This window comes from Nitratidesulfovibrio sp. HK-II (assembly GCF_003402415.2).
In the GTDB taxonomy this organism is placed as follows: Bacteria; Desulfobacterota; Desulfovibrionia; order Desulfovibrionales; family Desulfovibrionaceae; genus Cupidesulfovibrio.
In genome coordinates this window covers 1,518,794-1,543,799 of the sequence record NZ_AP036014.1, presented here as the reverse complement: position 1 = coordinate 1,543,799, position 25,006 = coordinate 1,518,794, and the positions used below count along the sequence as shown (strand labels likewise).

23 protein-coding genes are annotated in these 25,006 nt (G+C 67.0%); 14 read left to right on the top strand and 9 right to left on the bottom strand.

Annotated elements, in window-relative coordinates; all coding sequences use genetic code 11:
* Nucleotides 1-10: 10 nt before the first annotated feature.
* From RVX_RS06210 to RVX_RS06195, 4 genes are all read left to right on the top strand, one after another.
* Nucleotides 11-832: an ABC transporter ATP-binding protein gene (locus tag RVX_RS06210; RefSeq protein ID WP_116306406.1), complete on the top strand. Its 822-nt coding sequence runs from the start codon at nucleotides 11-13 to the stop codon at nucleotides 830-832.
* Between the two features lie 40 nt (nucleotides 833-872).
* Entirely contained in the window at nucleotides 873-1,319 is a 447-nt protein-coding gene (mlaD, locus tag RVX_RS06205) for an outer membrane lipid asymmetry maintenance protein MlaD (protein WP_116305163.1), read from the top strand.
* 2 nt (nucleotides 1,320-1,321) lie between these two features.
* Nucleotides 1,322-2,017, top strand: a complete 696-nt coding sequence (locus RVX_RS06200; RefSeq protein ID WP_116305162.1) for an ABC transporter substrate-binding protein — start codon at nucleotides 1,322-1,324, stop codon at nucleotides 2,015-2,017.
* Nucleotides 2,018-2,103: 86 nt separating this feature from the next.
* Nucleotides 2,104-2,889 carry a VacJ family lipoprotein gene (locus RVX_RS06195; protein WP_230404433.1) on the top strand — a complete coding sequence of 262 codons (786 nt, stop codon included), beginning with the start codon at nucleotides 2,104-2,106 and terminating at the stop codon, nucleotides 2,887-2,889.
* A 254-nt stretch (nucleotides 2,890-3,143) separates the two neighbouring features.
* Here RVX_RS06195 and RVX_RS06190 read toward each other — a convergent pair whose 3' ends face one another.
* Complete coding sequence (locus RVX_RS06190) at nucleotides 3,144-3,461, bottom strand: cupin domain-containing protein (RefSeq protein WP_116305161.1); 318 nt, start codon at nucleotides 3,459-3,461, stop codon at nucleotides 3,144-3,146.
* Between the two features lie 345 nt (nucleotides 3,462-3,806).
* Here RVX_RS06190 and RVX_RS06185 point away from each other — a divergent pair, with 345 nt between their 5' ends.
* The 5 genes from RVX_RS06185 (at nucleotide 3,807) to RVX_RS06165 (ending at nucleotide 7,448) form a co-directional block, all read left to right on the top strand.
* Complete coding sequence (locus RVX_RS06185; protein ID WP_116305160.1) at nucleotides 3,807-4,178, top strand: LysO family transporter; 372 nt, start codon at nucleotides 3,807-3,809, stop codon at nucleotides 4,176-4,178.
* On the top strand, nucleotides 4,168-4,773 hold the full coding sequence (locus RVX_RS06180) for a lysine exporter LysO family protein (protein WP_116305159.1): 606 nt from the start codon (nucleotides 4,168-4,170) through the stop codon (nucleotides 4,771-4,773). The genes RVX_RS06185 and RVX_RS06180 overlap by 11 nt, the downstream gene beginning before the upstream one ends.
* A gap of 319 nt (nucleotides 4,774-5,092) precedes the next feature.
* The gene (locus tag RVX_RS06175; protein ID WP_116305158.1) at nucleotides 5,093-5,833 is read left to right on the top strand and encodes a basic amino acid ABC transporter substrate-binding protein; all 741 of its coding nucleotides are present in this window, start codon (nucleotides 5,093-5,095) and stop codon (nucleotides 5,831-5,833) included.
* 90 nt (nucleotides 5,834-5,923) lie between these two features.
* The gene (locus tag RVX_RS06170) at nucleotides 5,924-6,715 is read left to right on the top strand and encodes an amino acid ABC transporter permease (RefSeq protein WP_116305157.1); all 792 of its coding nucleotides are present in this window, start codon (nucleotides 5,924-5,926) and stop codon (nucleotides 6,713-6,715) included.
* Nucleotides 6,702-7,448, top strand: coding sequence for an amino acid ABC transporter ATP-binding protein (locus RVX_RS06165; protein WP_116305156.1), 747 nt, complete (start codon nucleotides 6,702-6,704; stop codon nucleotides 7,446-7,448). The genes RVX_RS06170 and RVX_RS06165 overlap by 14 nt, the downstream gene beginning before the upstream one ends.
* Nucleotides 7,449-7,813: 365 nt before the next feature.
* On the opposite strand, the gene RVX_RS06160 is transcribed toward RVX_RS06165, so the two are convergent.
* The 5 genes from RVX_RS06160 to RVX_RS06140 all read right to left on the bottom strand — a co-directional run bounded on the left by RVX_RS06160 (nucleotide 7,814) and on the right by RVX_RS06140 (nucleotide 13,788).
* Entirely contained in the window at nucleotides 7,814-8,482 is a 669-nt protein-coding gene (locus RVX_RS06160; RefSeq protein ID WP_116305155.1) for a hypothetical protein, read from the bottom strand.
* A 291-nt stretch (nucleotides 8,483-8,773) separates the two neighbouring features.
* Entirely contained in the window at nucleotides 8,774-11,710 is a 2,937-nt protein-coding gene (locus tag RVX_RS06155; protein WP_116305154.1) for a bifunctional uridylyltransferase/uridylyl-removing protein GlnD, read from the bottom strand.
* A 66-nt stretch (nucleotides 11,711-11,776) separates the two neighbouring features.
* Nucleotides 11,777-12,115: a P-II family nitrogen regulator gene (locus RVX_RS06150; RefSeq protein ID WP_116306402.1), complete on the bottom strand. Its 339-nt coding sequence runs from the start codon at nucleotides 12,113-12,115 to the stop codon at nucleotides 11,777-11,779.
* A gap of 84 nt (nucleotides 12,116-12,199) precedes the next feature.
* Nucleotides 12,200-13,408, bottom strand: coding sequence for an ammonium transporter (locus RVX_RS06145; protein ID WP_116305153.1), 1,209 nt, complete (start codon nucleotides 13,406-13,408; stop codon nucleotides 12,200-12,202).
* Between the two features lie 248 nt (nucleotides 13,409-13,656).
* Entirely contained in the window at nucleotides 13,657-13,788 is a 132-nt protein-coding gene (locus tag RVX_RS06140; protein ID WP_268914465.1) for a hypothetical protein, read from the bottom strand.
* Between the two features lie 46 nt (nucleotides 13,789-13,834).
* Here RVX_RS06140 and tpx point away from each other — a divergent pair, with 46 nt between their 5' ends.
* Both tpx and RVX_RS06130 read left to right on the top strand, forming a co-directional pair.
* A complete protein-coding gene (gene tpx / locus RVX_RS06135) occupies nucleotides 13,835-14,347 on the top strand; it encodes a thiol peroxidase (protein WP_116305152.1) in 513 nt (170 codons plus the stop codon).
* A gap of 426 nt (nucleotides 14,348-14,773) precedes the next feature.
* Entirely contained in the window at nucleotides 14,774-15,244 is a 471-nt protein-coding gene (locus RVX_RS06130) for a hypothetical protein (protein ID WP_116305151.1), read from the top strand.
* Nucleotides 15,245-15,354: 110 nt separating this feature from the next.
* On the opposite strand, the gene RVX_RS06125 is transcribed toward RVX_RS06130, so the two are convergent.
* Nucleotides 15,355-15,591 carry a hypothetical protein gene (locus RVX_RS06125; protein WP_007522733.1) on the bottom strand — a complete coding sequence of 79 codons (237 nt, stop codon included), beginning with the start codon at nucleotides 15,589-15,591 and terminating at the stop codon, nucleotides 15,355-15,357.
* 109 nt (nucleotides 15,592-15,700) lie between these two features.
* On the opposite strand from RVX_RS06125, the gene RVX_RS06120 reads away from it, so the two are divergent.
* From RVX_RS06120 to RVX_RS06110, 3 genes are all read left to right on the top strand, one after another.
* Nucleotides 15,701-17,926: a Tex family protein gene (locus tag RVX_RS06120; protein WP_116305150.1), complete on the top strand. Its 2,226-nt coding sequence runs from the start codon at nucleotides 15,701-15,703 to the stop codon at nucleotides 17,924-17,926.
* Nucleotides 17,927-20,038: 2,112 nt separating this feature from the next.
* Nucleotides 20,039-20,683, top strand: coding sequence for a diacylglycerol kinase family protein (locus RVX_RS06115; RefSeq protein ID WP_116306401.1), 645 nt, complete (start codon nucleotides 20,039-20,041; stop codon nucleotides 20,681-20,683).
* Nucleotides 20,684-20,723: 40 nt separating this feature from the next.
* Nucleotides 20,724-21,086, top strand: coding sequence for a molybdenum cofactor biosynthesis protein MoaE (locus RVX_RS06110; protein WP_007522736.1), 363 nt, complete (start codon nucleotides 20,724-20,726; stop codon nucleotides 21,084-21,086).
* 993 nt (nucleotides 21,087-22,079) lie between these two features.
* Here RVX_RS06110 and RVX_RS06105 read toward each other — a convergent pair.
* Both RVX_RS06105 and RVX_RS06100 read right to left on the bottom strand, forming a co-directional pair.
* Nucleotides 22,080-23,444, bottom strand: a complete 1,365-nt coding sequence (locus RVX_RS06105; protein ID WP_116305149.1) for a sodium-dependent transporter — start codon at nucleotides 23,442-23,444, stop codon at nucleotides 22,080-22,082.
* Nucleotides 23,445-23,789: 345 nt separating this feature from the next.
* A complete protein-coding gene (locus RVX_RS06100) occupies nucleotides 23,790-24,896 on the bottom strand; it encodes a tRNA(5-methylaminomethyl-2-thiouridylate) methyltransferase (protein WP_116305148.1) in 1,107 nt (368 codons plus the stop codon).
* Nucleotides 24,897-25,006 lie beyond the last annotated feature (110 nt).

Sequence of the window (25,006 nt, the reverse complement as noted above, 5' to 3'; positions counted from 1 at the left end):
GACCATGGCCATGCGCGCGACATCGGGTTGGGACATACGGCTTGACGGCCTCACGGTGGGCTACGGCGACCACGTGGTGCTGCGCGACGTGAACGCGCTCTTGCCCGCCGGCGAAATCTCCATGATCATCGGCGGCTCGGGCTGCGGCAAGTCCACCCTGCTGCGCCACGTGCTGGGCCTGCAACGCCCCATGTCGGGCACCCTTTCGGTGGGCGGGCGCGACCTGTTCGCCCTGCCCGGGCGCGACTTTCGCAAGGTGCGGCGGCGCATGGGCGTGCTGTTCCAGGACGGCGCGCTGCTGGGTTCGCTGACGCTGGGCGACAACGTGGCCCTGCCCCTGCGCGAACACACCGGGCTGCCCAAGGCCACCATCCGCCAGATCGTGCTGCACAAGCTGGCCCTGGTGGGCCTGGCCGACTACGCGGACTACTACCCCAACCAGCTTTCCGGCGGCATGCGCAAGCGCGCGGGCCTGGCGCGGGCCATCGTCATGGACCCGCCCATCCTGCTGTGCGACGAGCCGACATCGGGCCTTGACCCGGTCAACGCCGCGCGCATGGACCACCTGCTGCTGGACATGCGGGCCAACTTTCCCGGCATGACCATCGTCGTGGTCAGCCATGACCTGCGCAGCCTGGACGCCATCGCCGACTACGTGCTCATGCTGCACGACGGCACGGCCGCCTTCGCGGGACCGGTGGACGAGTTGCGTGCATCGCGCGACCCGTACGTGCGCAGTTTTCTGGACCGGCGGGCCGACGAGGGCGAACGGACGGACGTGTCGCTTGCCCCCGAGGTGCAGCAGGCTCTGGACGCCTGGCTGGACCGCTGAACGGTTTGCAACAGCCCCCAACGGATACGGGAAGGGCATCATGAAGAAGTATTCGCGAGAAACATCGGTCGGCATCTTCGTCCTCATCGGGCTGCTGTGCGTTGGCTACCTCACGGTGAAGCTGGGGCGCATGGAACTTCTGTCCGACAAGGGCTACACCGTGCACGCCCGGTTCAGTTCCATCACCGGCCTGCGTGTGGGCGCTGAAGTGGAGATAGCGGGCGTGCCCGTGGGGCGCGTGGCGGGCATCGCCCTTGCCCCGGACAAGCCGGTGGCGGTGGTCAGCCTGCGCATGAAGGAAGGCGTACAGCTGACCGACGACGTCATCGCCTCGGTAAAGACCAGCGGCCTCATAGGCGACAAGTACATCAAGCTCTCTCCCGGCGGCTCCGAAGACGCCCTGGGCGAGGGCGACGAGATCACGGAAACCGAATCGGCCATCGACATCGAATCGCTGATCAGCAAGTACGTGTTCGGGGGAGTCTAACCATGTCCATTCACAACATCCTGCGCGGCGCATTTCTTGCCGCGCTGCTCGCCATCACCCTTTCCTGCTGGACCGGCGCGGCCATGGCGGCCGCCGCGGGCAGCACGGACAACGCGGGGGCGGCCCGCGAGACGCTGAAGGCGTCCGTGGACCGCATCATGGACATCATCAAGCGTCCGGAATTCACCGACGCCGCGCAGCGCCCCGCCCTCATGGACAAGGTGGAGTCCGAGATCCGCCGCATTTTCGACTTCCGCGAGTTCTCGGCCCGCACCGTGGGGGCCAACTGGCGCTCGTTCACCCCGGACCAGCAGGAACGCTTCGCCGAGGCGTTCGCCTCGCTGCTGCGGGCCACCTATCTGGAAAAGTTCGACGGCTACACCGGCCAGCAGGTCCTGTTCACCGGCGAACTGGTCAGCGGCAAGGGCGACAAGGTCGAAGTCCAGACCACCGTGGTGGTCAAGGACAAGCAGGTGCCCGTGGCCTACCGCATGCTCCAGAAGCAGGACTGGGTGGTGTACGACGTCATCGTGGAAGGCGTGAGCCTGGTGAAGAACTACCGCACCCAGTTCCAGGACCTGCTGGAGAAGGGCACGGCCGACCAGCTCATCGACCGGGTGAAGGCCAAGGCCGAGGAAGTGCGCAAGCAGCCCGCCCAACCTGCCCAACCGGCCCAACCGGCCCAGGTGGGCAAGTAGCCAGAACCGCGCGACCCGGGACCGCGAGGAACCGCGCCCCCGGGGCCGGTGCGTCGCCACATGCATCCGCTCCCAAGGGGGTTTCCATGACCGAAGGCTTGTCCCGCATCAGAATCGCCCCGCTGTTGTACGCGGCCTGCCTTGCCTGCGCCCTGCTGCTGGCCCCCGGCGCCGCGTTCGCCGACACGCCCGCCGAAGGCGCGCCCCATGCCCCGCCCACGCTGGCGGCGGACCTTGACGACTACGACACCAGCAATGAAGACATGGTGGCCGACCCGCTGGAAGGCTGGAACCGCATGTGGTTCGCCGTCAACGACGTGCTGCTGCTGAAGGTCATCAAGCCCGTGCACCAGGGGTACGTGGCCGTGACCCCCGACGAACTGCGCAGCGGGGTGCGCAACTTCTTCCACAACCTGGGCTTTCCGCTGCGCTTCCTGAACTGTCTGTTGCAGGGCAAGCCCAGCGAGGCCGGGGTGGAGATGGGCCGGTTCATCATCAACTCCACCGTGGGCATGGCCGGGCTCATCGACGTGGCCAAGAAAGACAAGCCCATCGTGGAGCCGGACAAGGAAGACTTCGGACAGACGCTCGGCGTCTGGGGCGCGGGAGAAGGCTTCTACATCGTCTGGCCGCTGATCGGCCCCAGCACCCTGCGCGACAGCGTGGGTCTTGCGGGCCACTACCTGGCCGAGCCGTTCGGCTACATGGTGGACGACCAGACCGTCTATCTGGGCGCGCGCGCCTACGGCGAATTCAACAAGGCGGATGAAGCCATCGCGGGCTACGAAGCCGTGACCAAGAGCGCGGTGGAGCCGTACACCTCTGTGCGCAACGCCTACATCCAGCTGCGCCGCTCCAAGGTGGCCAAGTAGCCAGGCGGATGCGTTGCCGGACCAGCAAACGACAAAGGGAGGCCCTATGCGGGGCCTCCCTTTTATCGTCGGGGGGTGCTGTCCGACCGGCAGTGTGCTGTTTGCCCGTAGGGGCTGTTTCTAAAGTAGGATTTTCGTTCGTTGGCGAGGAAAACGAGCCTGCCATGAGGGAATATACTCTTATCGTATTTGACCGACATGGCAGGCGAAGTTTGCCGAAGCCAACGGGCGAAAAGACAATTTAGAAACGGCCCCTAGATGGGAGGGGCGATAACGACAACAACCCGCATCTCGGTCTTCGCCCGCACGCCATGCGGCACGCGGATTTCCGAGACCAGCATGTCGCCTTGCGTCGCGGGGATGGCCGCGCCGTCCGCGCCCAGGAATTCGCCCTCGCCCTCGATGACGGTGATGGCCAGTTCCCCGTCGATGTCGTGGCTATGCACGGGCAGTTCCTGGCCAGCCTTGAAGTTGAAATTGATGATCTTGAAGTTTTCCGAATCGTGCACCAGGTTCATGGCGAACCCGGCATCCTTGAAGGTACGCATGTCGTCTAGACGGATGTGGCGCATGATGGTCTCCTTTTGCTTTCCCGGCGGCCGCGCCGCCCTGGTGTGTTGTCGACTGATGCGGGGGGTGGTTTCCGCCGCCCTCGACCATACAATAGGTCCGCCGCGCGATGCGTGCGTGACGCGCATCACGGGCGCGCGCTTTTTTCTTGCCGGGGGGCCGCGTTGCGCACCCCGTGCGCCGCGCGCCTGCCGTCGGTGGGTCCATCGGTGCCCCGCGCGGGTTGACAGCGCGCGGCGGGGCGGGCTACCGCTTGGCCTTTCCCAAAAACGGCGGCCCGTTGCCGCGCACGATCGGCAGCCCCCTTTCCGGAACCACTCCCAGGGCAACGCCGCGCCGAGGTTTTCATGATCGTCGAAATCGCCTGCATCGCCGTGGGCGTGCCCGCAGGCTACCTGTTGCGCACGCGCCCGGCCGTGGTCGGCGCGGTGGACCGCCTGACCACGTGGTCCATCTATGCGCTGCTGTTCCTGCTGGGCCTGTCGCTGGGCTCGGACGACGGGCTGGTGGCCCAGGCCGGGGACATCGGCCTGCGGGCCGTGGTCATCAGCATGGCTTCGCTGGCGGGCAGCGTGGCCGCCGGATGGCTGTTGCAGCACGTGCTGCTGCGCGGCGCGCTGGACGGCCCCACCGCCCCCGGCAAGGACGCGCGCCCCGCGATGGCCGCCGTACCCGCCGATCCCGCCGCAAACGCCGGGGAGGCGCGGCATGAAGGGTAGCCTGGTCATCCTCGGCTTCTTCCTGTCCGGCGTGCTGCTGGGTAGGCTGGACATCATCCCCCGCGCCGCCGAGGCGGGCAACCTGGCCTCGTGGGCGCTGTACATGCTGCTGTTCGTGGTGGGCATGGGCATCGGGTTCGACACCCGCTCGTTCCGCATCCTGCGCGAACTGCACGTGAAGGTGGCGCTGGTGCCGCTGTTCGTGGGCATCGGCACAATGGGCGGTTCGCTGGCGGCATGGGCGCTCTTGGGCGACATGCCCCTGCGCGACGTGCTGGGCGTGGGCGCGGGCTTTGGCTACTACAGCCTTTCCAGCATCATGATCACCAAAATGGGCGACGCGGCCCTGGGGTCCATGGCGCTCATCGCCAACATCTCGCGCGAACTGGCCACCCTGCTGGCCGCGCCGCTGCTGGTGCGCCTGTTCGGCGGGCTGGCCCCGGTCATGGCGGGCGGGGCCACCAGCATGGACACCAGCCTGCCGGTCATCGCGCGCTTCGCCGGTGAACGGTACGGCATCATCGCCGTGTTCAGCGGCATGGTGCTTACAGTGGCCGTGCCCATTCTGGTGACGGCCATCTTCACCTGGATGTAGGGACGCGCCACCATCCGTGCGCCAGAAGCGCCCGCCCCTTTGCTGGCGCGCGGCGGACAGAGGGACAGGGCGGCTATCCGGTGCGTATTCCGGCGGTGAGGCTGGCAGACTGCATGGCGGGCCGCGCGACGCGCGCGGGAACGGCCCAGAGTGAGCGCACACCCCCTTCGGGACCGCCCCGCGAAGTGATGACAAATGTGTCAATCATGCCGCAGGGGTCTGGCGTTTTCTCACTCATTCATTGACAATCTGCCCACTTATGCTCCACAAAAGGGAGTCCGTCCGTCACACCAACCACATGTCCAGAGGAGTATCCGGGATGCTGAAGAAGATCGTCCTCACCCTTGCGGCCCTGCTGGTCACCGCCAACGTGGCCTTTGCCGAGAAGACCATCGTCGTCGCCCACGACGCCACCTGGCCGCCCATGGAATTCGTTGACGCGAACAAGAACATCGTCGGCTTCGCCGTTGACTACACCGACGCCATGGCCAAGGAAGCCGGCTTCAAGGTCGTGCACAAGAACGTGGCCTGGGACGGCATCTTCGCCGGTCTCGAAGCGGGCAGCTACGACGCCATCGTTTCCTCGGTGTCCATCACCGACGAACGCAAGAAGGCCATGGACTTCAGCACCCCCTACTACGAAGTGCGCCAGGCCCTCGTGGTGCCCAAGGCCACCAACGTCACCAAGCTGGACGAAATGAAGGGCAAGACCCTGGGCGGCCAGATCAGCACCACCGGCTACTTCACCATCAAGAAGACCGCTGGCGTCACCGCCAAGTCGTACGACGAAATCGGCCTGGCCATGGAAGACCTGTTCAACGGCCGCATCGACGGCGTGGTGTGCGACGACCCCGTTGCCGCCAACTACGCCCTGCAGCAGGAACAGTACGCCGCCAAGATGAAGATCGCCTTCGTCATCGAGACCCAGGAAAAGGAATTCTACGGCATCGCCGTGAAGAAGGGGAACAAGGAAGTCCTGGACCTTCTGAACAAGGGCATCGCCGCCGTGCAGGCCAAGGGCATCGACAAGCAGCTCCGCGCCAAGTGGATCGGCCGCTAGCCTTGCGCCACTAGACGCTTGCGTATCAGGGGGGACTGGCGATATGACGCCGGTCCCCCGTTTTTACAACGTCAAAGCATCCGGAACGCCATGACCACCGAACCCCAGAACGTCCGCATCGTCATCACCGACGGCGCGATCATACCGGACCCGAAGGAGCGGCGGATCATAACCGCATGGTCCATCTCCTTCGTGGGCGCGCTGGCCGCGCTCGTCTACCTGTGCACGAGCCGGCCCGAACCCTACTGGCGGTTGCTCCAGTTCCTGCCGGACGGCATTGCCGTCACCTTCAAGGTGACCGTATTGTCCATCCTGTGCTCCATCCCCATCGGCCTCGTCACTGGGCTCGGCCGCCTGTCGCGCAACCGGCTGATCAACCTCGTGGCCTCCACCTATGTCGAGGTCGTGCGGGGCATTCCCCTGCTGGTGCAGCTGTTCTACATCTACTACGCCCTGGGCCGGTTCCTGAAGGTGCCGGACCTGCTGGCCGCCATCATCGCGCTCAGCGTGTGCTACGGCGCCTACATGGGCGAGGTGTTCCGCGCGGGCATCGACTCCATCTCCAAGGGGCAGACCGAGGCGGCGCGCTCGCTGGGCTTCAACCGGGCCGAGACCATGTTCATGGTCATCCTGCCGCAGGCGTGGCGCACCATCCTGCCGCCGGTGGGCAACGAATTCATCGCCATGCTGAAGGACACCTCGCTGGTGTCCATCATCGCCGTGGCGGACATCCTGCGGCGCGGGCGCGAATTCGCCTCGGAGAGCTTCCTGTACTTCGAGACATACACCATGATCGCCCTCATCTATCTTCTGATCACGCTGTTCCTGTCCAAGGGCGTCAGCATCATGGAATCGAGGTTGAACTACTATGACCGCCGCTAGCGCCGCACCCATCATCAGCATCCGCAACGCCTGGAAATTCTTCGGCGAGCTGACGGCCCTCAACGACGTCAGCCTCGACGTGATGCCCGGCGAAAAGGTGGTCATCTGCGGGCCGTCCGGTTCCGGCAAGTCCACCCTGCTGCGCTCCATCAACCGCCTGGAAACGGTGGACAAGGGCTCCATCATCGTGGACGGGCTGGACGTGAACTCGCCCGACAACGACATCAACAAGATCCGCCAGGAACTGGGCATGGTCTTCCAGAGCTTCAACCTCTTTCCGCACAAGACCGTGCTGCAGAACCTGACCATGGCCCCCATGCGGCTGCGCAAGACCCCGCGCGCCGAGGCGGAAGGCCGGGCGCTGGAACTGCTGAAGAAGGTGGGCATCAGCGACAAGGCCAACGTCTTTCCGGCCATGCTCTCTGGCGGGCAGCAGCAGCGCGTGGCCATTGCCCGCGCGCTGGCCATGAACCCCAAGATCATGCTGTTCGACGAGCCCACCAGCGCGCTCGACCCGGAAATGATCGGCGAAGTGCTGGACGTCATGGTGACCCTGGCCCGCGAAGGCATGACCATGGTCTGCGTGACCCACGAAATGGGCTTTGCCCGCGAGGTGGCCGACCGCATCATCTTCATGGACCACGGCCAGGTGCTGGAAGAAAACGCGCCGCAGGACTTCTTTGGCGCGCCCAAGCACCCCCGCCTGCAGAAGTTCCTGAACCAGATCCTGTAGCGCGCCCGCCTCGCCACGGGCCATGGGCCATGGCACGAATGCATACGGGCCGCTCCGCAAGGGGCGGCCCGTTTTTGCGCGTTGGGGGGTAGGGAACGCCTCCGGCGGCCAGGGACGGCAGCCGTTATGCGAGTTTCGAGCATTACGGATGGCGATCGCAGAGCGGCTACCCCCCTGGATACCCTTTCTTGATATATCCTTATGGACACCTTCTGGCGCGTAGATTCGGGAAAAGGCAACAGCCATGTTTCAAACAGAAAGGCTACGCCGCTACAAAGAAAACCACCCGCATACGAAAACATGCCGCCGGGCGGAAGCAGACGCTTCGCCAGACGGCATGTTCCGGACTCGCTACTTGAATGTGTTCAGTTCCCGGAGATGCGCAACCGTTCCCCTTGCGACAGGATATAGTCCACCTCCAGCGGCAGCAGGCAGAACCGCTCGCGCAGGGCATGGGCGTCGTGCAAAAAGCGCCGGTAATCGGCCTGCGTGCGCGGGCCGGAGCCGTCACGCACCGCCTGCCCCTTCAGGAAGGCCAGCCCGCGCCACAAGGCCGGGGAGCACGGCAGAAAGAAATCCGCGTCGTCGGCGTCGGTATCCGCGCCGGACTTCAGGTATAACAGCAGCGACAACGCGAAGATGCCCGCGCCCACAGCCTTGCGCGCCTCGTGCAGGCGAAAGGCCCCGGTCAGCATCGCGTTCTGGGCACCGGCAACCGGCAGCGCCCACAGGCCCGCCAGCCACGTCCCAAGCTCGCCCACGCGCGGGGCAAGCCGCAGCAGACTGGCAAATCCCGCCCCGAACCGGGTGCAGGTGATGCGCTTGGGCACGCTGCCCTCGATGCATTCACGGTTCACGGCCCTGCACAGGGCCCGAAAGTCGTCGGCGGACATGGACCCGCCGCCGCCCGCCCCAAAGGCCGCGTCCAACAGCGCGCGCGCCTCGGTCTCGCCCTGTTTGCGGCTGTTGATGAAGTCCACCCCGGAATGAATGTCGCGCCATGCATCCACCTGCGCGGCATACCGCTCGAACATGCTGCCTCCGTGTGCCGTGAAAACTTGCCCGACCGGCCCTGGCCCCATCCGCGCGACCACCGCGCAAACCTGTTCGCGGGGCATTGCACCTTCGCCCTGCCCCGCATTGTCGCGTCGCCCACGCTGGATAACAAAAAAAACGTGCGTTCCCAAGGGATGCACCGGCATCCGGAACGCACGAAAAAGGGGGTGCAGGGGGCAAGGCCCCCTGCCCGCCGGAGGCTTGCAAAAAACGAAGGGGACCGGTGTTCGCCCGGCGGAGCAGCCACACCGCAGGAAGAACCGCAGCCGCTACTGCGACACCACATGCAGCAGGGCCGCGCGCACCTCGTCCATCTGCTGCTCGTCGGTAATCTTCTGGCCATACACCGTGCGCACCGAAAAACTGTCCGACGTGCGGTTGCCCAGGGTGGCGATCTTGGCGAACAGGATGTCCAACTGCAACGCCTGCAACACCCGCGCAACGTCATACAGCAACGCGGGCCGGTCCGGCGTGAACACCTCGACCACGGTATGGAAATCCGACAACTCGTTGTCGATGCGCACCTCCGGCGGGCGGCGCACCGCATCCAGCAACACGCTGGGCACCTTGTGCTTCAGCGCGTTGGACGCCCGCGCCTGCTCCAGCCGGTAATCCAGTGAGAGCTTGCCCGTCAGGGCGAAATGGATGGCCCCGCGCACCTTGCCCCAGAAATCCCTGGCATACAGCGGGTCCGGCGGCGCGGTGACGTGAAAGACGTCCAGCACCGTGCCATCGCTCCACACATAGGCATCGGCCCCGAACACGTTCAGCCCGTGCAGCGAAAGCACCCCGGCGATGGTGGCGAACAGCCCGGCCTGGTCGCGCGCGGCCACCAGCACCTCCCACAGCTCGCTGTCGCGCCCGCCGTGCAGCGGCCTGCCCTCCAGCACCACGACGCCCCGCTCCGCCCGGTTCTCGGGCAGGCGGCGGCGCGATTCGGCCACGTCGCGGTTCAACTGGTAGACCAGCGACATGTGCCGCACGATGTCTTCCGGGGGCATGGCCAGCAGATAGCGCGAGGGCATGGCGTCCAAGAACAGCCCCGCCGTCTCCGGCGTGTAGTGCAGCGACGACTGCCGCTCGCGCACCAGCGCGCGCACCATGTCGCGCGTGCGCACGATGGCCTGCGCGGTCTGGGTGCCCGCAAGCTGCCCGTCGCGCAGCATGTTGGCCACCTTGCCGTGCAGTTCGTACAGCAGGCTGGCGGTCCAGCGGTTCCAGGCCTTGTGGCCGGTGGCCATGGAATCGGCATGGGTGAGCAGGTAGAGCATGTTCAGGCGGCGCAGGCTGCCCACGGTGCCCGCGCACTGGGCCACCACGGATTCGTCGTTGAGGTCGCGGCGCTGGGCGGTGCGGATGAGCAGCAAGTGGTGCAGCACCAGGAAGACCACATCGTCGACGATCTCCGGCGGCGCGCCCCATTCTGCCAGCAACTGCATGGCCATCTCGGCCCCCACCTCGGAATGGTGCGAGGCGTCGGCCCCGCCCTTGCCAAGGTCGTGCAGCAGCGCGGCCAGCAGCAGGCACAGCCGGTCGCGCGCGGCGTCTTCCGCCTGGGCGCACGCGGACGGAGAGGCCGTGGCGCTTCCCTCGCACATGCCAAGGCACCCGCCCCGCCAGAGGGCGGAGAACGGGTCCACGTCGTCCGTGGCCAGCGCCTCCAACTGGCGGATCACGAACAGGGTGTGCATGCCCACGGGGTAGGTGTGGAACCCGTCGAACTGCACCCGGTCGCGCGCGGCGGCGTAGGCGGGCAGGATGGCGGGCAGAAGCCCCGTCTCGTCCATGTGCCCGAGCACGGGAAACGCCTTGCCCGATGCCAGAATGCGCATCAGGGCCGCGCCCACGTCCGCGCCGGAAAGCGCCCCGGCCTCGCCGGACAGGGACTGCAACAGCACCTGCTCCATGGCCTTGCGGGTGTTCCAGTCCGGCGCGGGGGCCTCGCTGCCCGGCCATTCGGCGGCGCGCACGAAGGCGGACAGGGCCAGGGCCGGGGTGACGGCCTCGGGGTCGGGCAGGCAGATGTGCAGGGTGCCATTGGCCATGACCACCGGCCCTTCCACTTCGGGGCAGGGCTGGTCCGGGTGCACCGGGCCGCCGGGTATGCCCCGGAAGGCGGCGGACAGCGCCTTGATGTGCGACATGCACCGGTGCAGGCGGCCCAGAAAGCATTCCACGGCCAGCAGGTTGCCGCATTCGCGAAAGCCTAGGCGCGCGGCGATTTCCGGTTGCAGGTCCAGAAAAAGCTGGTCGTTCTTGCGGTGCGACAGGTGGTGCAGCAGGTTGCGCACGTCATGCAGAAAGCCCACGCTTTCGCGCAGCAGGGCCGCGTCGGACGCGGAAAAACCTGCCTGGGCCAGGATTTCCTCCACCGTGCCCGCCTCGTTGCGGATGCGGCCGATCCACAAGATGCGATGGTAGTCGCGCAGGCCGCCGAGCCCTTCCTTCAGGTTGGGCTCCAACAGCACCGCGCCGTCACCGTGGGCGGAGCGCCTGCGCTCGTGCTCCTCGTCGTTCCAGGACAGGAACGAAGCCCCCCGGCGGGGCAGCACCTTGTCGTTCAGGCGGTCCACCAGTTCGCGGAACAGGGCCTCGTTGCCGGTGATCAGCCGGGCGTCCAGCAGGCTGGCCAACACCTTGTGGTCCTTGGCGGCCAGCTTCACGCAGTCGCCGATGGTGCGGAACCCGTGCCCCAGAGTGTAGCCCGCGTCCCACAGCGGCAGAAACAGCGGCTGGGCAAGGTCGATGGCCTGCGGCGGAATGGAGCGGCCGCACAGGATCAGGATGTCGATGTCCGACCCCAGGCACAATTCCTCGCGGCCGTAGCCGCCCACGGCCACCAGGGCCACCCTGTCGTGGCCGCCGCGCAGTTCGGCGAAGCGAAGGCGAAAATAGTCGTCGAGCAGGCGGCTGTAGGCCCGCTCGAAGCGCGACGCCCCCGTGGGCGCGGGCGCGGTGGCGCGGCACAGCGCGTCGGGGCGGGGCCCGCAGGCGTCGCCCCCGGAAACGGAGACGGCCCCCACGGCCACGTCGGTGACGGCGGAGGGAGCGTCGGTGACGGCGGGCAAACTGTCTGGCGGCGCGGAAGGGGCGTCCAGACGCGCGAGCAGCGCGGCGCGCCCTTCCTTCAGGACCGTGGCGGCATCGCGCGGCGTGCCGGAAACACCGGCGGGAGAGGTGGCTGAAGGCGCGTGAGCCTGCATCATGGGGTGGGTATGGAGTGGCGGCGCCCCGTTGCCGGGGCGCCGCCCGTTGATTGCTGTCTGCGGGGGCTAGATGGCGTCCACGCCGGTTTCGCCGGTGCGGATGCGCAGCACGTCTTCGACCGGGGAGATGAAGATCTTGCCGTCGCCCACCTTGCCGGTGCGGGCGGCCTTGACCACGGCGTCGGTGACGGCCTTCACCTGTCCGTCATCCACCACCACCTCGATCTTGACCTTGGGCATGAAATCCACCTGGTATTCCGCGCCCCGGTACACTTCCTTGTGGCCGCGCTGGCGGCCGAAGCCCTTCACTTCCGTGACGGTCATGCCCTTCACGTCGAGTCCGGCCAGCGTCTCCTTCACCTCGTCCAGCTTGAACGGGCGAATGATGATCTCAAGTTTCTTCATGATGTCCATCCTGAAGCTCGGTTCGTGTTCAGGGAAGGGATAACCCCTTCCGCCTTTTAGGCGACAACGGCGGCAGCGGCAAGCCTAGAGCTGGTAGCCCGTTTCGTTGTGCTCGCTGACGTCGAGGCCCGCCACTTCCGATTCCACGTCCGCGCGCAGGCCCACGAGGGCATCAACGACATGGAACAGGATACGGCTGGCCACGTAGCAGAACAGCCAGGTGGCGACCACGGAGATGAACTGGATCCAGAGCTGCGAGGGGTTGCCTTCGAGCAGGCCGGAGGCCGTGTTCACGGCACTGGAGGCAAAGATGCCGGTGGCCAGCGCGCCGAAGGTGCCGCCCACGCCATGCACGCCCACCACGTCAAGGGCGTCGTCGTACTTGAAGACATGCTTCATCAGCACGCCGCCGTAGCACAGGGCGCCGCCGATGAGACCCATGATGATGGCGGGCATGGGGGCCACGAACCCGGCGGCCGGGGTGATGACCACAAGACCGGCCACCGCGCCGGAAGCCGCGCCAAGGGTGGTGGGCTTGCCGCTGTGCAGCCATTCGGCGGCCATCCAGCTGACGGCGGCGGCAGCGGCGCACAGGTGGGTGGTGACGAAGGCGTTGGCGGCAAGGCCGTTGGCGGCAAGGGCGCTGCCCGCGTTGAAGCCGAACCAGCCGAACCACAGGATGCCCGCGCCAAGCACGGTCATGGGCAGGTTGTGGGGCACGAAGGGCTCGCGGCCGTAGCCGTGGCGGCGGCCCAGCACGTGGGCGGCGGCCAGGGCGGCGGCGGCGGAGCTCATGTGCACCACGGCGCCGCCAGCGAAGTCAAGCGCGCCAATGCCGAACATCCAGCCGCCGCCCCACACCCAGTGGGCCATGGGGGCGTACACCACCACCAGCCACAGCACGGAGAACAGCAGCATGGCGCGGAAGCGGATGCGTTCGGCGTAGGCGCCGGAAATGAGCGCGGGGGTGATCACCGCAAACATGCACTGGAACACCATGAACAGCAGGTGCGGGATGTTGGTGACCGTCTCGCTGGGTTCCATGCCCACGCCGTTCAGGAAGGCGAAATCGAGCCCGCCGATGACCCCGCCGATGTCGGGGCCGAACGCCAGCGTGTAGCCGATGACCGCCCAGACGATGCTGGCCACGCCCACGAGAATGAAACTGTGCATGGTGGTGGAAAGCACGTTGCGCGCACGCACGAGCCCCCCGTAGAACAGGGCGAGCCCCGGGGTCATGAACATGACCAGAGCGGAGCAGACCAGGATGAAGGCGGTATCCGCCGCGTTCATGTGAACCTCCTCGAAAAGTTGACGTACACCCCCTGCCGGACCGAACGGACAGGGGCAAACCCGAACCATGCCCCTGTAAAGGCAAGGAGCGTGCCACTGCCTACAAAATGGTCTGCCCCAATGAATTCAGCCTGTTGCAAAAACCGGATATTCACGCAATTTTCCATTTTGGTAACACTAAAAACAGACACGGTTCCTTTTTTGTAAAAACAGACATTTTTGCAGTATGGAGCGGAAATTCATCCCACTCAGGTTTCCATGCCCGCGCCATTGTGGTATGCCTTGATGAAACCGCCGTGCCCCGCCGCCAGCCGCAGGCGCGTGGGCACGCAGCCGCCGCCCGGCTCCGCCGTGGCGGAACGCCAAGGCTCCTCGCCCATCGCGAGGCGACCCTTCCGAACCATCTTCCGCAGGAGGCGGATACCCATGGACCGTACCGGCATCATCACCTTCAGAGGCACGCCCCTCACCCTTACCGGCTCCCCCGTGGCCGCGGGCGACAAGGCCCCCGGCTTTTCCGCGCTGGCCAACGACCTGTCCCCGCGCACCCTGGCCGACTACACGGGCAAGGTTCTGCTCATCTCCGCCGTACCCTCGCTGGACACCGGCGTATGCGACATGGAAACCCGCAGGTTCAACCAGGAAGCCACCCGCCTGGGAGCGGACGTGCGCATCCTGACCATCAGCTGCGACCTGCCCTTCGCCCAGGCCCGCTGGTGCGGGGCCGCCGGCGTGGACGCGCTGGAAACCCTGTCCGACCACCGCGACCTGGCCTTCGGGTCCGCCTACGGCATAGTGATCAAGGAACTGCGCCTGCTGACCCGCGCCATCTTCGTGGTGGACCGGTCGGGCAAGGTCACCTACACCGAAATCGTGCCCGAAGTGAGCCACGAACCCAACTACGAGGCCGCGCTGGCGGCGGTGCGCGCCGCGCTGTAGCGGCCCTTCGGGGTGCCCACGCCCCTCTCCCGCCTAGCGGCCGCGTGCCTGTCCTCCCCTGCAACGCAAAACGGGCGGCCAGCATGCCCCGACACGAAGCGGACCGTGCGAAAGAATGAGGATTTACAAAAACGACAAAACGGCTCCGTTCACGCGGGGCCGTTTTATCGTTTCGCGCATCCATGTTGCAACTCAATGAAATTGCAACGATTATCTTCGACATGACGACACCCGCCACGACCCGCATGCGCCTTGCGCGGCAGGGCGGGGTGCGCTAGGCTGCGCCACTTCGTCGCGTGCCCGTCCCCGTGGCGGTCGTTGCCGGATACGCCGGGCATGGCCGGATTGGGTCTGCACGCCCCGAACGGTACGGAACAGATTGACGGCACAGCCCCGCACGCATCCAGCCCCTTTCAGGAGAACGCCATGTCCGCAGCGCCCCTCTCGCCCGAAGCAGCCCGTGCCCACGTCATCGCCACGGTGCTGCGCCACCTCTCGCGTGACACGGAACGCCGCAGCGAAGCCCTGGAGGAATTCATGGCCGTGACCATGCCCGACATGGACGAGCGGGGTGCGCGCGCGCTTTCGGCCATGGTGCCCCACCTGCCGGAATCGCTGTACGGCAAGTGGGCGGCCATGTTCGCGGACCGCCTGCAGGAAACCGTGCCCCACGAGCACCTGGCGGCCATGTGCGACGGCGGCGCGGACAACGACGCCACCCTCGCGCTGGTCTACGTGATGTTCATGGAATCGGAAAAGATGGAACGCCAGGTTGCCGAAGACCTGCATGCCCTGGGCCTGTCGCAGGGCGAAGGCGGACAGGAAGATGCCGGGGCGCTGCTGGGGGCATACCTGCGCGCCCGGCTCACCGCGCGCGGCCGGGGCCCGGCCAACTAGCCGCCGCCGAACCTTCGGGCCGCGCTGCCGCAGACCGCCCCGCCAACACGAAGGGCCGCGCACCGCGCGGCCCCACTGCACATTCCGGCACCCCGCCGGGTGCCCCGGCCCTAGCTTTTTTCCACGCGCAGCCCATCGTCGGTGGCGGTCAGCATGTAGGTGCAGCCCCCGGTTTCGAGACAGTAGTCCGAACCGGGGAACAGAGTGGCGCGGGCGCTCCATTCGTCGTTGACGAACACGTCGCGCGCGCCGCCGCTTTCCTCGTAGCGCACCTGGGTGCCGTCGGACAGGATGACGAACTCCGCTTCGTGGATGACGGCGGGCAGATCGGCTTCGGTGTGGCTCATGGCATGCCTCCTTCATGGTTAAGGACGGTTCCGCTGCACCGATGGTTCAATCCATGGACGTAATCACATGCTTACATCGTCCTCCACAGGACAACAACAGGAATCTCCCGTGACAGCAGAAGCCACAGCCTCCCCCCGCACGCCCGCCGCCACGCCCTGCCCCACCGCCGCCGCGCCGAACGCGCTGGCCGCCGCGCTGGCGCTGCCCGCGCCCGGCGTGGCCGCCGTCATCGCCCTGCTGGACGAAGGCGCGACCATTCCGTTCATCGCCCGCTACCGCAAGGAGGCCACGGGCAGCCTGGACGAGGTGCAGGTGGCCGCCGTGCGCGACGCGCTGGAAAAGGCGCGCGAACTGGACAAGCGCCGCGCCGCCGTGCTGGCCTCGCTGGAGGAACGCGGGCTGCTTACCCCGCAACTGGCCGGGGCCGTGGCGGGCGCTTCCACCCTCACCGCGCTGGAAGACGTGTACCTGCCCTACCGCCCCAAGCGCGTCACCCGCGCGGAAAAGGCCCGCAAGCGCGGCCTGGCCCCGCTGGCCGAGGCGCTGCGCGCGGCAAAACCCATGGCCGACGCCCGCGCGCTGGCCGCCGCGCATGTCACCCCGCACGCGACGGACCCGGAACTGGCCGTGCCCGACGTGGAGGCCGCCCTGGCCGGCGCGCGCGACATCCTGGCCGAGAATTTCGCCGAATCCGCCCCCCTGCGCGGCGCGCTGCGCGAACTGTTCGCCCGTCGCGCAGCGCTGCGCGCCAAGGCCGTGCCAGGCAAGGAAGCGGAAGGGGCCACCTACGCCGACTGGTTCGGCCACGAGGAGCGCGCCGCCGCCATGCCCTCGCACCGACTGCTGGCCATGCTGCGCGGCGAGCGCGAGGGGTTCCTGTCCGTGACCGTGCGCCCCGAGGACGCCGACGCGCTGGACGCCCTGCGCCGCCGCGCGAACATCGCCGGAAACGGTCCCGCACCCCGGCCGGAAACCGCCGCCGGGCAGGTGGACGCTGCCCTTGCCGACGCCTGGAAGCGCCTGCTGGCCCCCTCGCTGGAAAACGAGCTGCGCACGGCCCTGCGCGAACGGGCCGAGGCGCAGGCCATCGGCGTGTTCGCCACCAACCTGCGCGAACTGATCATGGCCCCGCCGCTGGGCGGCCGCCGCGTGCTGGCGCTGGACCCCGGCTGGCGCACCGGGGCCAAGCTGGTCTGCCTGGATGGGCAGGGCGCCCTGCTGCACCACGAGGTCATCCACCCCCTCACCGGCGACGCCGGGGCGGAACGCGCCGCGCGCACCCTGCGCGACTGCTGCGCCAAATACGCCATCGAGGTGGTGGCCGTGGGCAACGGCACCGCCGGGCGCGAGACGGAGGCCTTCGCGCGGGGCGCGGGCCTGCCCGCCGGGGTGGACGTGGTGCTGGTGAACGAAACCGGGGCCTCGGTGTATTCCGCGTCAGAGGCGGCGCGCCGCGAATTTCCGGACCACGACCTGACCGTGCGCGGGGCGGTGTCCATCGGACGTCGCCTCATGGACCCGCTGGCGGAACTGGTGAAGATAGACCCGCGCTCGCTGGGCGTCGGGCAGTACCAGCACGACGTGGACCAGGCCGCCCTGCGCCGCGCGCTGGACGAGGTGGTGGCCTCGTGCGTCAACGCCGTGGGCGTGGACGCCAACACGGCCAGCCCGGAGTTGCTGGCCCACGTTTCCGGCATCGGGCCGGTGCTGGCCCGCAACATCGTGGCCCACCGGGCGGAAAACGGCCCCTTCCGTGCCCGCAGGGACCTGCTGAAGGTGCCGCGCCTGGGTCCCAAGGCCTTCGAGCAGGCGGCGGGCTTTCTGCGGGTGCACGGGGACAACCCGCTGGACGCCAGCGCGGTGCACCCGGAACGCTACGCCCTGGTCTCCCGCATGGCGGCGGACCTTGGCTGCGCGGTGGCCGACCTGCTGCGCCGGGCCGAGCTGCGTGACCGCATCCGACCCGAGAGCTACATTTCCGGCGAGGTGGGCCTGCCCACGCTGGCGGACATCCTGGCGGAACTGGCCCGCCCCGGCCGCGACCCGCGCCCGGCGTTCACCCTGTTCCGCTTCGCCGAGGGCGTGCATTCGCCCGACGACCTGGAGCCGGGCATGGTGCTGCCGGGCATCGTCACCAACGTCACCGCCTTCGGGGCGTTCGTGGACATTGGCGTGCACCGGGACGGGCTGGTGCACGTCAGCCAGTTGTCCGACCGTTTCGTGCGCGACCCCGGCGAGGTGGTGGCCCCCGGCCGCACCGTCCGGGTGCGCGTGCTGGAGGTGGATCGGGCGCGCGGCCGGGTGAGCCTGGCCATGAAGGGAGTGGAGCAATAGCCGGACGGCCTCGCCCGATAGCCATCGAAAACAATGAAAAAACGCCCGCGCGATGCATGTCGCGCGGGCGTGCCGTCTTGATCGGGATACCGCCGCATGGCCGGGCGGCCACGAGCCTGTCTACTTCTTCTTTTTGCCGCTGCCCTGGCGCGCCTCGCTGAACAGCTTCTCCTTCTTCTTCTCGAAGACCAGGGCCGTGCGCAGGGCGGCCAGCCCCAGGGCCACGATGGACAGGATGAGGATGAAGCCCTTCTGCAACTGCCACTTCTGGTTGCTGATGAGCCCGGTGGCCCATGTGGCCCCGGCGCGCTCGCCGTAGTAGAGGCTGAGCGGCAGCACCACCAGGATGAGCAGCAGGCCAATGATCTCCATCCACAGAAAGCTGCGGCCCAGCAGCAGCAGGAACAGCGTGGAATCGCGCACCACCCGCAGAAACTTCAGGCGTCCTTCCAGCTTCTGCAGCCGTTCCTCCTCGGCTTCGGCCACCACATGGGCACGCTTGAAGGTCTCGGCCACCTGCAGGTTGTTCTTCAGCGCCCAGTTCAGGTTGGCGGCGCACAGGTTGTAGTTCTTGTTGAACTCCACGAGAATACGCGGAAAGGGAAACCACGCGGCTTCGTCGCGCACGTACATCAGCCGGGCCATGAACCCCTTGAACTTTGTCTTCAGATCCTTGGCCTCTCGGTTGATGCGCAGTTGCAGGTCCTTTTCCAGCTGAGAGCGGCCGTTGATCACCGTCTGATACGGCACGAAGTTGCGGATTTCGGACATGCGGATCAGGTTGGCCACGCGCACGTCGGTCTGCGCGGCAAAGGGGTGCTCGTCGCTGAACCAGCTGGACACCTCGCCCCGCAGGCGCGACAGCCCCTCCTTCTCTTCCTCCACGCGGTTCTCGGCCTCGGTCCACGGCAGGTGCAGCGCCGTGAGCAGGTGCACGTGGCCGCGCTCCATCTCCGGGTCCAGCAATATCCGGTTGAACACGTTGGGGTCCTGCCCCATCAGCGCCAGCAACTGGGTGGTGGCCTGCTCCACGAAGCCCATCTTCACGTGGCATACGGCCTGCCGGTATTCGGCTTCCGCCCACTGCGGGCACAGCCGCACCACCTGCCGGTACAGCTGGGTGGCGGGCTGGTATCTGCCCTGCACCTCCTGCAACCGGCCCTGCAAGAAGATGTGCCAGGCCTGCTGCAACTGCGTGGGCGACAGGGTTTCCGCCTCCTTCCACAGCGAGGCGGCCCGCATGAGGTCGCCGCGCTCCAGCGCCACGTAGCCCATCATGGTGCGGTTGCGGTAGTCGCGGGGGTTCTTGATCTGGATCTGGGCCAGTTCGCGCTCCAGCGCCATGGGTTCGCCGTGGCGCAGTCCGTCCAGCACGGCCCATACCGGGTTGTCGTCCTTGGGGGCCAGTTCGTCGAGCCCCTTGGGGTACTCCTTGCCGCGCGCCAGCCACATGCGGCGCGCCATGCGGTGCTGCCCCGCGCTGCCGATGTCGAACATGGCGCGGGTCATGATGCCTTCCGCCCCCTCCGAGGACAACAGCGCGGTGAACCCCTCGCCGATGTCGCCCGCGAGCTGGCCGTCGATGATCTGGAACCCCCGGTTGATGGTCTCGAAATCCAGCAGGGCCACGTCGCGCCATACGCTGGGGGTCAGCGACTCCAGCTTGCGCGTGGGGCAGGCGGTGACCTCGTGGTTGCGCATGCCGCAGTAGAAGCAGCAGGGGTTGTTGCCCGCCACCGCGCGGGTGGAAACCACCACCGGCAGCGCGCCCGCCTCCTGGCCATCTTCGGCGAGCCCCACGTTGCACCAGTCGTCCATGCTGCTGTGCTCCACCGAAAAGCGCACTTCATGGATGGTGAAACCCTCGCCCAGCAGGTAGGCGTTGCGGAAACTGGCGTGGGGGTAGTCCGGCACCAGCTGGTCCCAGTCCAGGGACAGCTTGCGGGGAAGTTCGTTGTTGAAGTTCAGCCCCTTGCGATCCACTATGGCGCTCACGCACGGCCAGTAGCTGTCGGGGCGCTGTTCCTTCACCTCGCGCACGCGCTGCAACAGGTCGCGGCACCACTGGCGGTACAGGCGCAGGTTTTCCAGCGGAAAGATCAGAAATGATTCATGCAGAATGTATTTGAACTTGTGGCGCTTGAGAATTTCCTCAATCTCGCCGAACATGGCGCGCCAGCCCGCCTGAAAGCCCTTGTCCAGGGGGTTGCCCAGGGGGCGCAGCACCGAGTACCATCCTGTGGTGGACTGGTACGGCAGGCGCGGGTCGGCCTGCAGCATGGTCCATTCGGCGGGCACCATGCCGCGCAGGGCCGCCGTCTTCTCGAAGGACAGGCCGGGCACTCCGGCGCCCATCTCGCGGGCGCGCGGGTGCACCCACACCTGGAACTCCTGCGGGGCGATGAGTTCCTGCGTGGTCAGCACGTTCTCGATGGACAGCGATATCTCGCGCTTCATGCCCAGCAGCAGACGCGCGGGCAGCACCTGCACCGCCACGGGCAGCGGGTTGAACTTGCCCCATATCTCGAGCCGGGCCAGAGCCAGGAACACGTCCGCCGAGAAGAAGAACCACAGCGACTGGTCGCGCTCGGCGGCGATGGTCATGCCGCCATAGTCCTGCAAGGTCTGCGGCACGGCGGGGTTGATGTCGCCCTGCCAGTTCAGCCACAGGGAGAGACCCGCGGCGCTCATGCGCGATTCGCGGAACTCCGGCAGGCGGCGCAGCAACGATTGCAACTGGGGCATCCGGACCTCTAACTGCAGTTTACCGGGGCATTACCCGGCACGGAGCAAACACATGGACGTCAACAAGGCACTGGCCGACCTGAAAAAGGAACCCGGCTTCGCCGACAACGTCGGCATGGTGCTGGTGCACAACGGCGTGGTGCGCGGCTGGTCGCGCAAGGACAAGGGCAACGTTGTCGCCATCAGGGTAACGCCCGACCGTGCCCGCATCAATGAAATATGCCGTGAACTGTCGGCGCGCCCCGGTATTTTCCGCATCCTCGCCGACGCCGTGGACGGCGAACTGGCCCCCGGCGACGACGTGCTGTTCCTGGTGGTGGCGGGCGACATCCGCGAAAACGTCAAGGCCGTGTTCGCGGAACTGCTGGACCGCATCAAGGCCGAAGCCGTGACCAAGGAAGAAATCTTCGGCTGACGGCCCGCCGCTGCGCACCCGCGTACCCGCGCGGTCGGCAACGGTCACATCCCCGCCTTTTTCGCCCCGGTGGCGCTGCCGCCGGGGCAGTTTTTTCTCCCGCCGCCGAAAGTACAGCAAATTCCATTCCTTTCCGTGTCCGGCGCATGGCGGCCCCGTGTCGCGCCACGCGGGTCCCGCGCCAGCGGCAATGCCTGCCGGGCCGAAGAAACCTTCGGCGACGCGCGGGCCGTGGTCTGCGGTTGCTGGCCGCCGACACCCTGGTGGTGGACATTCCCGGCGACACGCCCGTGGCGGGCCGGGCCATCTGCGTGCGCATCGCCGGGTGCGACACCCCGGAAAAGCGCTACCCGCGCAGGGAATTGCGCGAGCTTTCGCCCCCGCCCGCGAACCGCCCCTGCGCCTGGCCGCTCCCGGCAGCACCGTCACCCTGCGCAACCCGCGTCGCGACACGTACTTTCCCCTGCTGACCGACGTGGAGGCCGACGGGCGGACATCGCCTCCGCGCTCATCGAACGCGGGCTGGCCAAACCCTACGCGGGCAGCCGCAAGGAGTGGTGAGGTTCCGGGGATGGCCTGCTCCTTTTCCTCTCCACCTGTTACCCCTTCTCCTGCTACCAGTCCGCCTGCTCCATCAACGCAAAAGGCCCCGCCGAAGCGGGGCCTTTTGCATTCATGCCTTGGCGAGTTCAAACGAACCCCGGCCAATATTTCCAACTGCGCGCGGCAGTATTACCGTTTTCCGGCAAGGAAGACAAGCCCGCCACGGAGGGCGCATACTCCGGCGTATGTAACCGGAGTGGCGGGCGCGGTCTGGCGCAGCCGGAAACGGAAAGACAACGCGCGCCAGGGGCTGCTTATAAATTAGGATTTTTGTTCGTTGGCAAGGAAAACGAGCCTGCCATGAGGGCGTATACTCTCATCGTATTCGACCGACATGGCAGGCGAAGTTTGACGAAGCCAACGGGCAAAAGGCCAATTTAGAAGCAGTCCCTAGAAGACCTTGAGGCCCTTGAGGAGCACCAGCAGCACCAGCACCGGGCTCACCCAGCGCACCACGGTGAGGAACGCGGAGATGATGCCCGCGTTGGTCAGCTGGCCACGGTTGGACAGTTCCGTCTTCACGTTGGCCGCGCCCCACACCCAGCCCGCGAACAGGCAGATGCAGATGCCGCCCACGGGCAGCAGCACGTTGGACGACATGAAGTCGTACAGGTCGAACACGGTCATGCCGAAGATTTTCACGTTGGCCATGGTGGACATGGACAGCGTGGCCGGAACGCCGATGATGGCCAGCGTCACCGAGGTCAGGATGGTGGCGCGCTTGCGGGGCATGCCGAACGATTCGGCCAGCCAGGCCACGGGCACTTCCAGCAGCGAGAGCATGGCCCCCGTGGCGGCGATGGCGGTGAGGCAGAAGAAGATGACCATGAACACCTGGCCGCCCGGCAGCGAGGTGAACACGGCGGGGATGGTCATGAACAGCAGGCTGGGCCCGGCGCTGGGCTCGAAGCCGAAGTTGAACACGGCCGGGAACACCGCCATGCCCGCCAGAATGGAGATGGTCAGGTCGCACAGCATGACGCGGGTGGCCGTCAGCGGAATGTCCTGGTCGTTGCGGAAGTAGCTGCCATAAGTGGTCATGGTGCCCATGCCGATGGACAGCTTGAAGAAGGCCAGGCCCAGCGCCATCAGGATGACGCTTGGCGTGATCTTGCTGAAGTCGGGGGTGAACAGGAAGGCCAGGCCCTCGGCCGCCTTGGGCAGGGTGAGGCTGCGCGCGCACACCGCCACCAGCAGCAGGAGCAGCACGGGCATGAGCACCTTGGTGGTGCGTTCGATGCCCTGGGCCACGCCCGCGATGATGATGATGCTGATCAGCACCAGCACGCCCCACTGCCACAGCAGCGACTGCACCGGGTCGCCCACCAGCGCCTCGAAGGCCTTGGCGGCCACGGCGGGATCGGTGGTGGCGATTTCGCCGGACAGGGCCTTGAAGATGTAGGCGAACACCCACCCCGCCACGTCGGTGTAGAAGCCCATGATCAGGAACGCGGCCACCACGCCCGACAGGCCCACCAGATGCCAGGGCTGGCCCTTGGGCGCAAGCTGGCGGAAGGTGCCCACCGCGTTGGCCCGGGCGCGGCGGCCCAGCATGATTTCCGATATCATCACCGGCAGGCCGACCAGCAGGGTGGCCAGCACGTACACCAGCAGGAACGACGCGCCGCCGTTCTGGCCGGTAAGGGCCGGGAACTTCCAGATGTTGCCGAGGCCCACGGCCGAACCGAGGGTGGCCGCGAGCACGCCGAGGCGCGTCGCGAAGCCGTCGCGGGCGGTGGTGATCTGTTTCGCCATGTGCACTGTTTCCTTGAAATGTGGGCTCCGGGCGATCCGGGCACCCCTCATTAGACACATCCCCCTTCTTTATCAAGGTATTTATGACCAGCTTCCACGGCAAGCGTGCCATCCCCCAAGGCGGGCGGGCGCAACAGTTTGAAATGGTGCGCAATGGCAGACCACACGAAAAAGAAGCGGCACTCGCATCCGCAAGTGCCGCCTGTGAACAAGGCAAGTCAGGTCGTTCCTGCTGGTACCACTACAACAGGTAAAAGCCGCGCCCGCCAGCGGGACGGCAGGCCGTTGGCCGCCTGAGGAACAGGGGAGCGAGGGAGCTCGGGGATTGGGGCGGGTCTTCCCTTGCTATTCCGACTGGCCGTCGGGGCCATCATCATTGCCATCGGGCACGGGCAGCGCGCGGGCGCGGGCATCGGCGCGGATTTCCTCGCGCACGCCCTGCCAATTCAGTTCGCCCCAGCCCAGGGGGGTCACGCGTGCGGGCATCACCGTCACCTCGGTCATGCCGTCCGGCCCGGCCACGCGCACGGTGACCGGCGTGCCCTCGCGCACCGCCTTCGGCGAAAACGAGGCCACGAAAGCGGCCGCGTCGCGCACCACCTCGCCATCCCACGCCTTGCCGTCGAACTGCCGCCCGATGGCCAGCGGGCCGGGAAAGCCCGCCACCTTGAAGTGCAGGTCCGACGGAAAGGCAAAGCGCACCAGCGCGTCGTTGTCGGCCTGGTGGCGGCCGATGGACAGCCAGTGCGGCCCGGCCCAGTACTGCCGCCCGATGTTGGCCAGCTTGAATTCGGCGGCGGTGGCGTGCGTGGCGTGGGCCAGCACCGGCCAGTAGCGGCGGGCGTTTTCGCGCTCCGCCAGTTTGCAGCCCCCGGCCGGGGTGGGAATTTCGGTCAGGCCGTACTTTTCGGCCAGGGCCATCTGTTCCTTGCGCCCGCGCCCGAAAATGGCGTGCAGGCGGCTGCGGTCCACCAGGCCTGATTCCTCGGCGGGGGTGGGGTCCAGCTTCTGGGCGCACAGGGGCCGCAGCAGCAGTTCCTTCACCCCGGCGTCGCGCCGAATGACGTTCAGCGTGTCGCGCCGCTGCGACATGGGGCGCTGGCCCAGCACTTCTCCCGTTATGATGAACGAGGCCCCGTAGCGTTCCATCAGTTCGCGGGCCTTGGAAATCATGATGATCTTGCAGTCCACGCAGGGGTTCAGCACCTTGCCGAAGCCGTGGGCCGGGCGTTCGCGCAGCAGCGTTGCGAAGGATTCGCCAAGGTCCACGGCGGCGATGTCGAGACCGTAGATGGCCTCGCAGTGCTTGACCTTGCCGGGCTTGCCGAAGAAGGGCGAGACGAAGTGCAGGCACTTCACCGAAAGCCCCTGCTCCTCTATGACCTTGACCGCCAGAATAGAATCGAGACCGCCGGACAGCAGGGCCACGGCGTCATAGCGTTTGCGTTCCATGGGGGGTCACATACGGCGCGGGCGGCCCATTGGCAAGGGGCGGCAGGGGGGCAAGGGCGGCACAGGTGCGTGCGGTAGCGGGGGGGGAAGGGGGAAGACGGGTAAAGGAC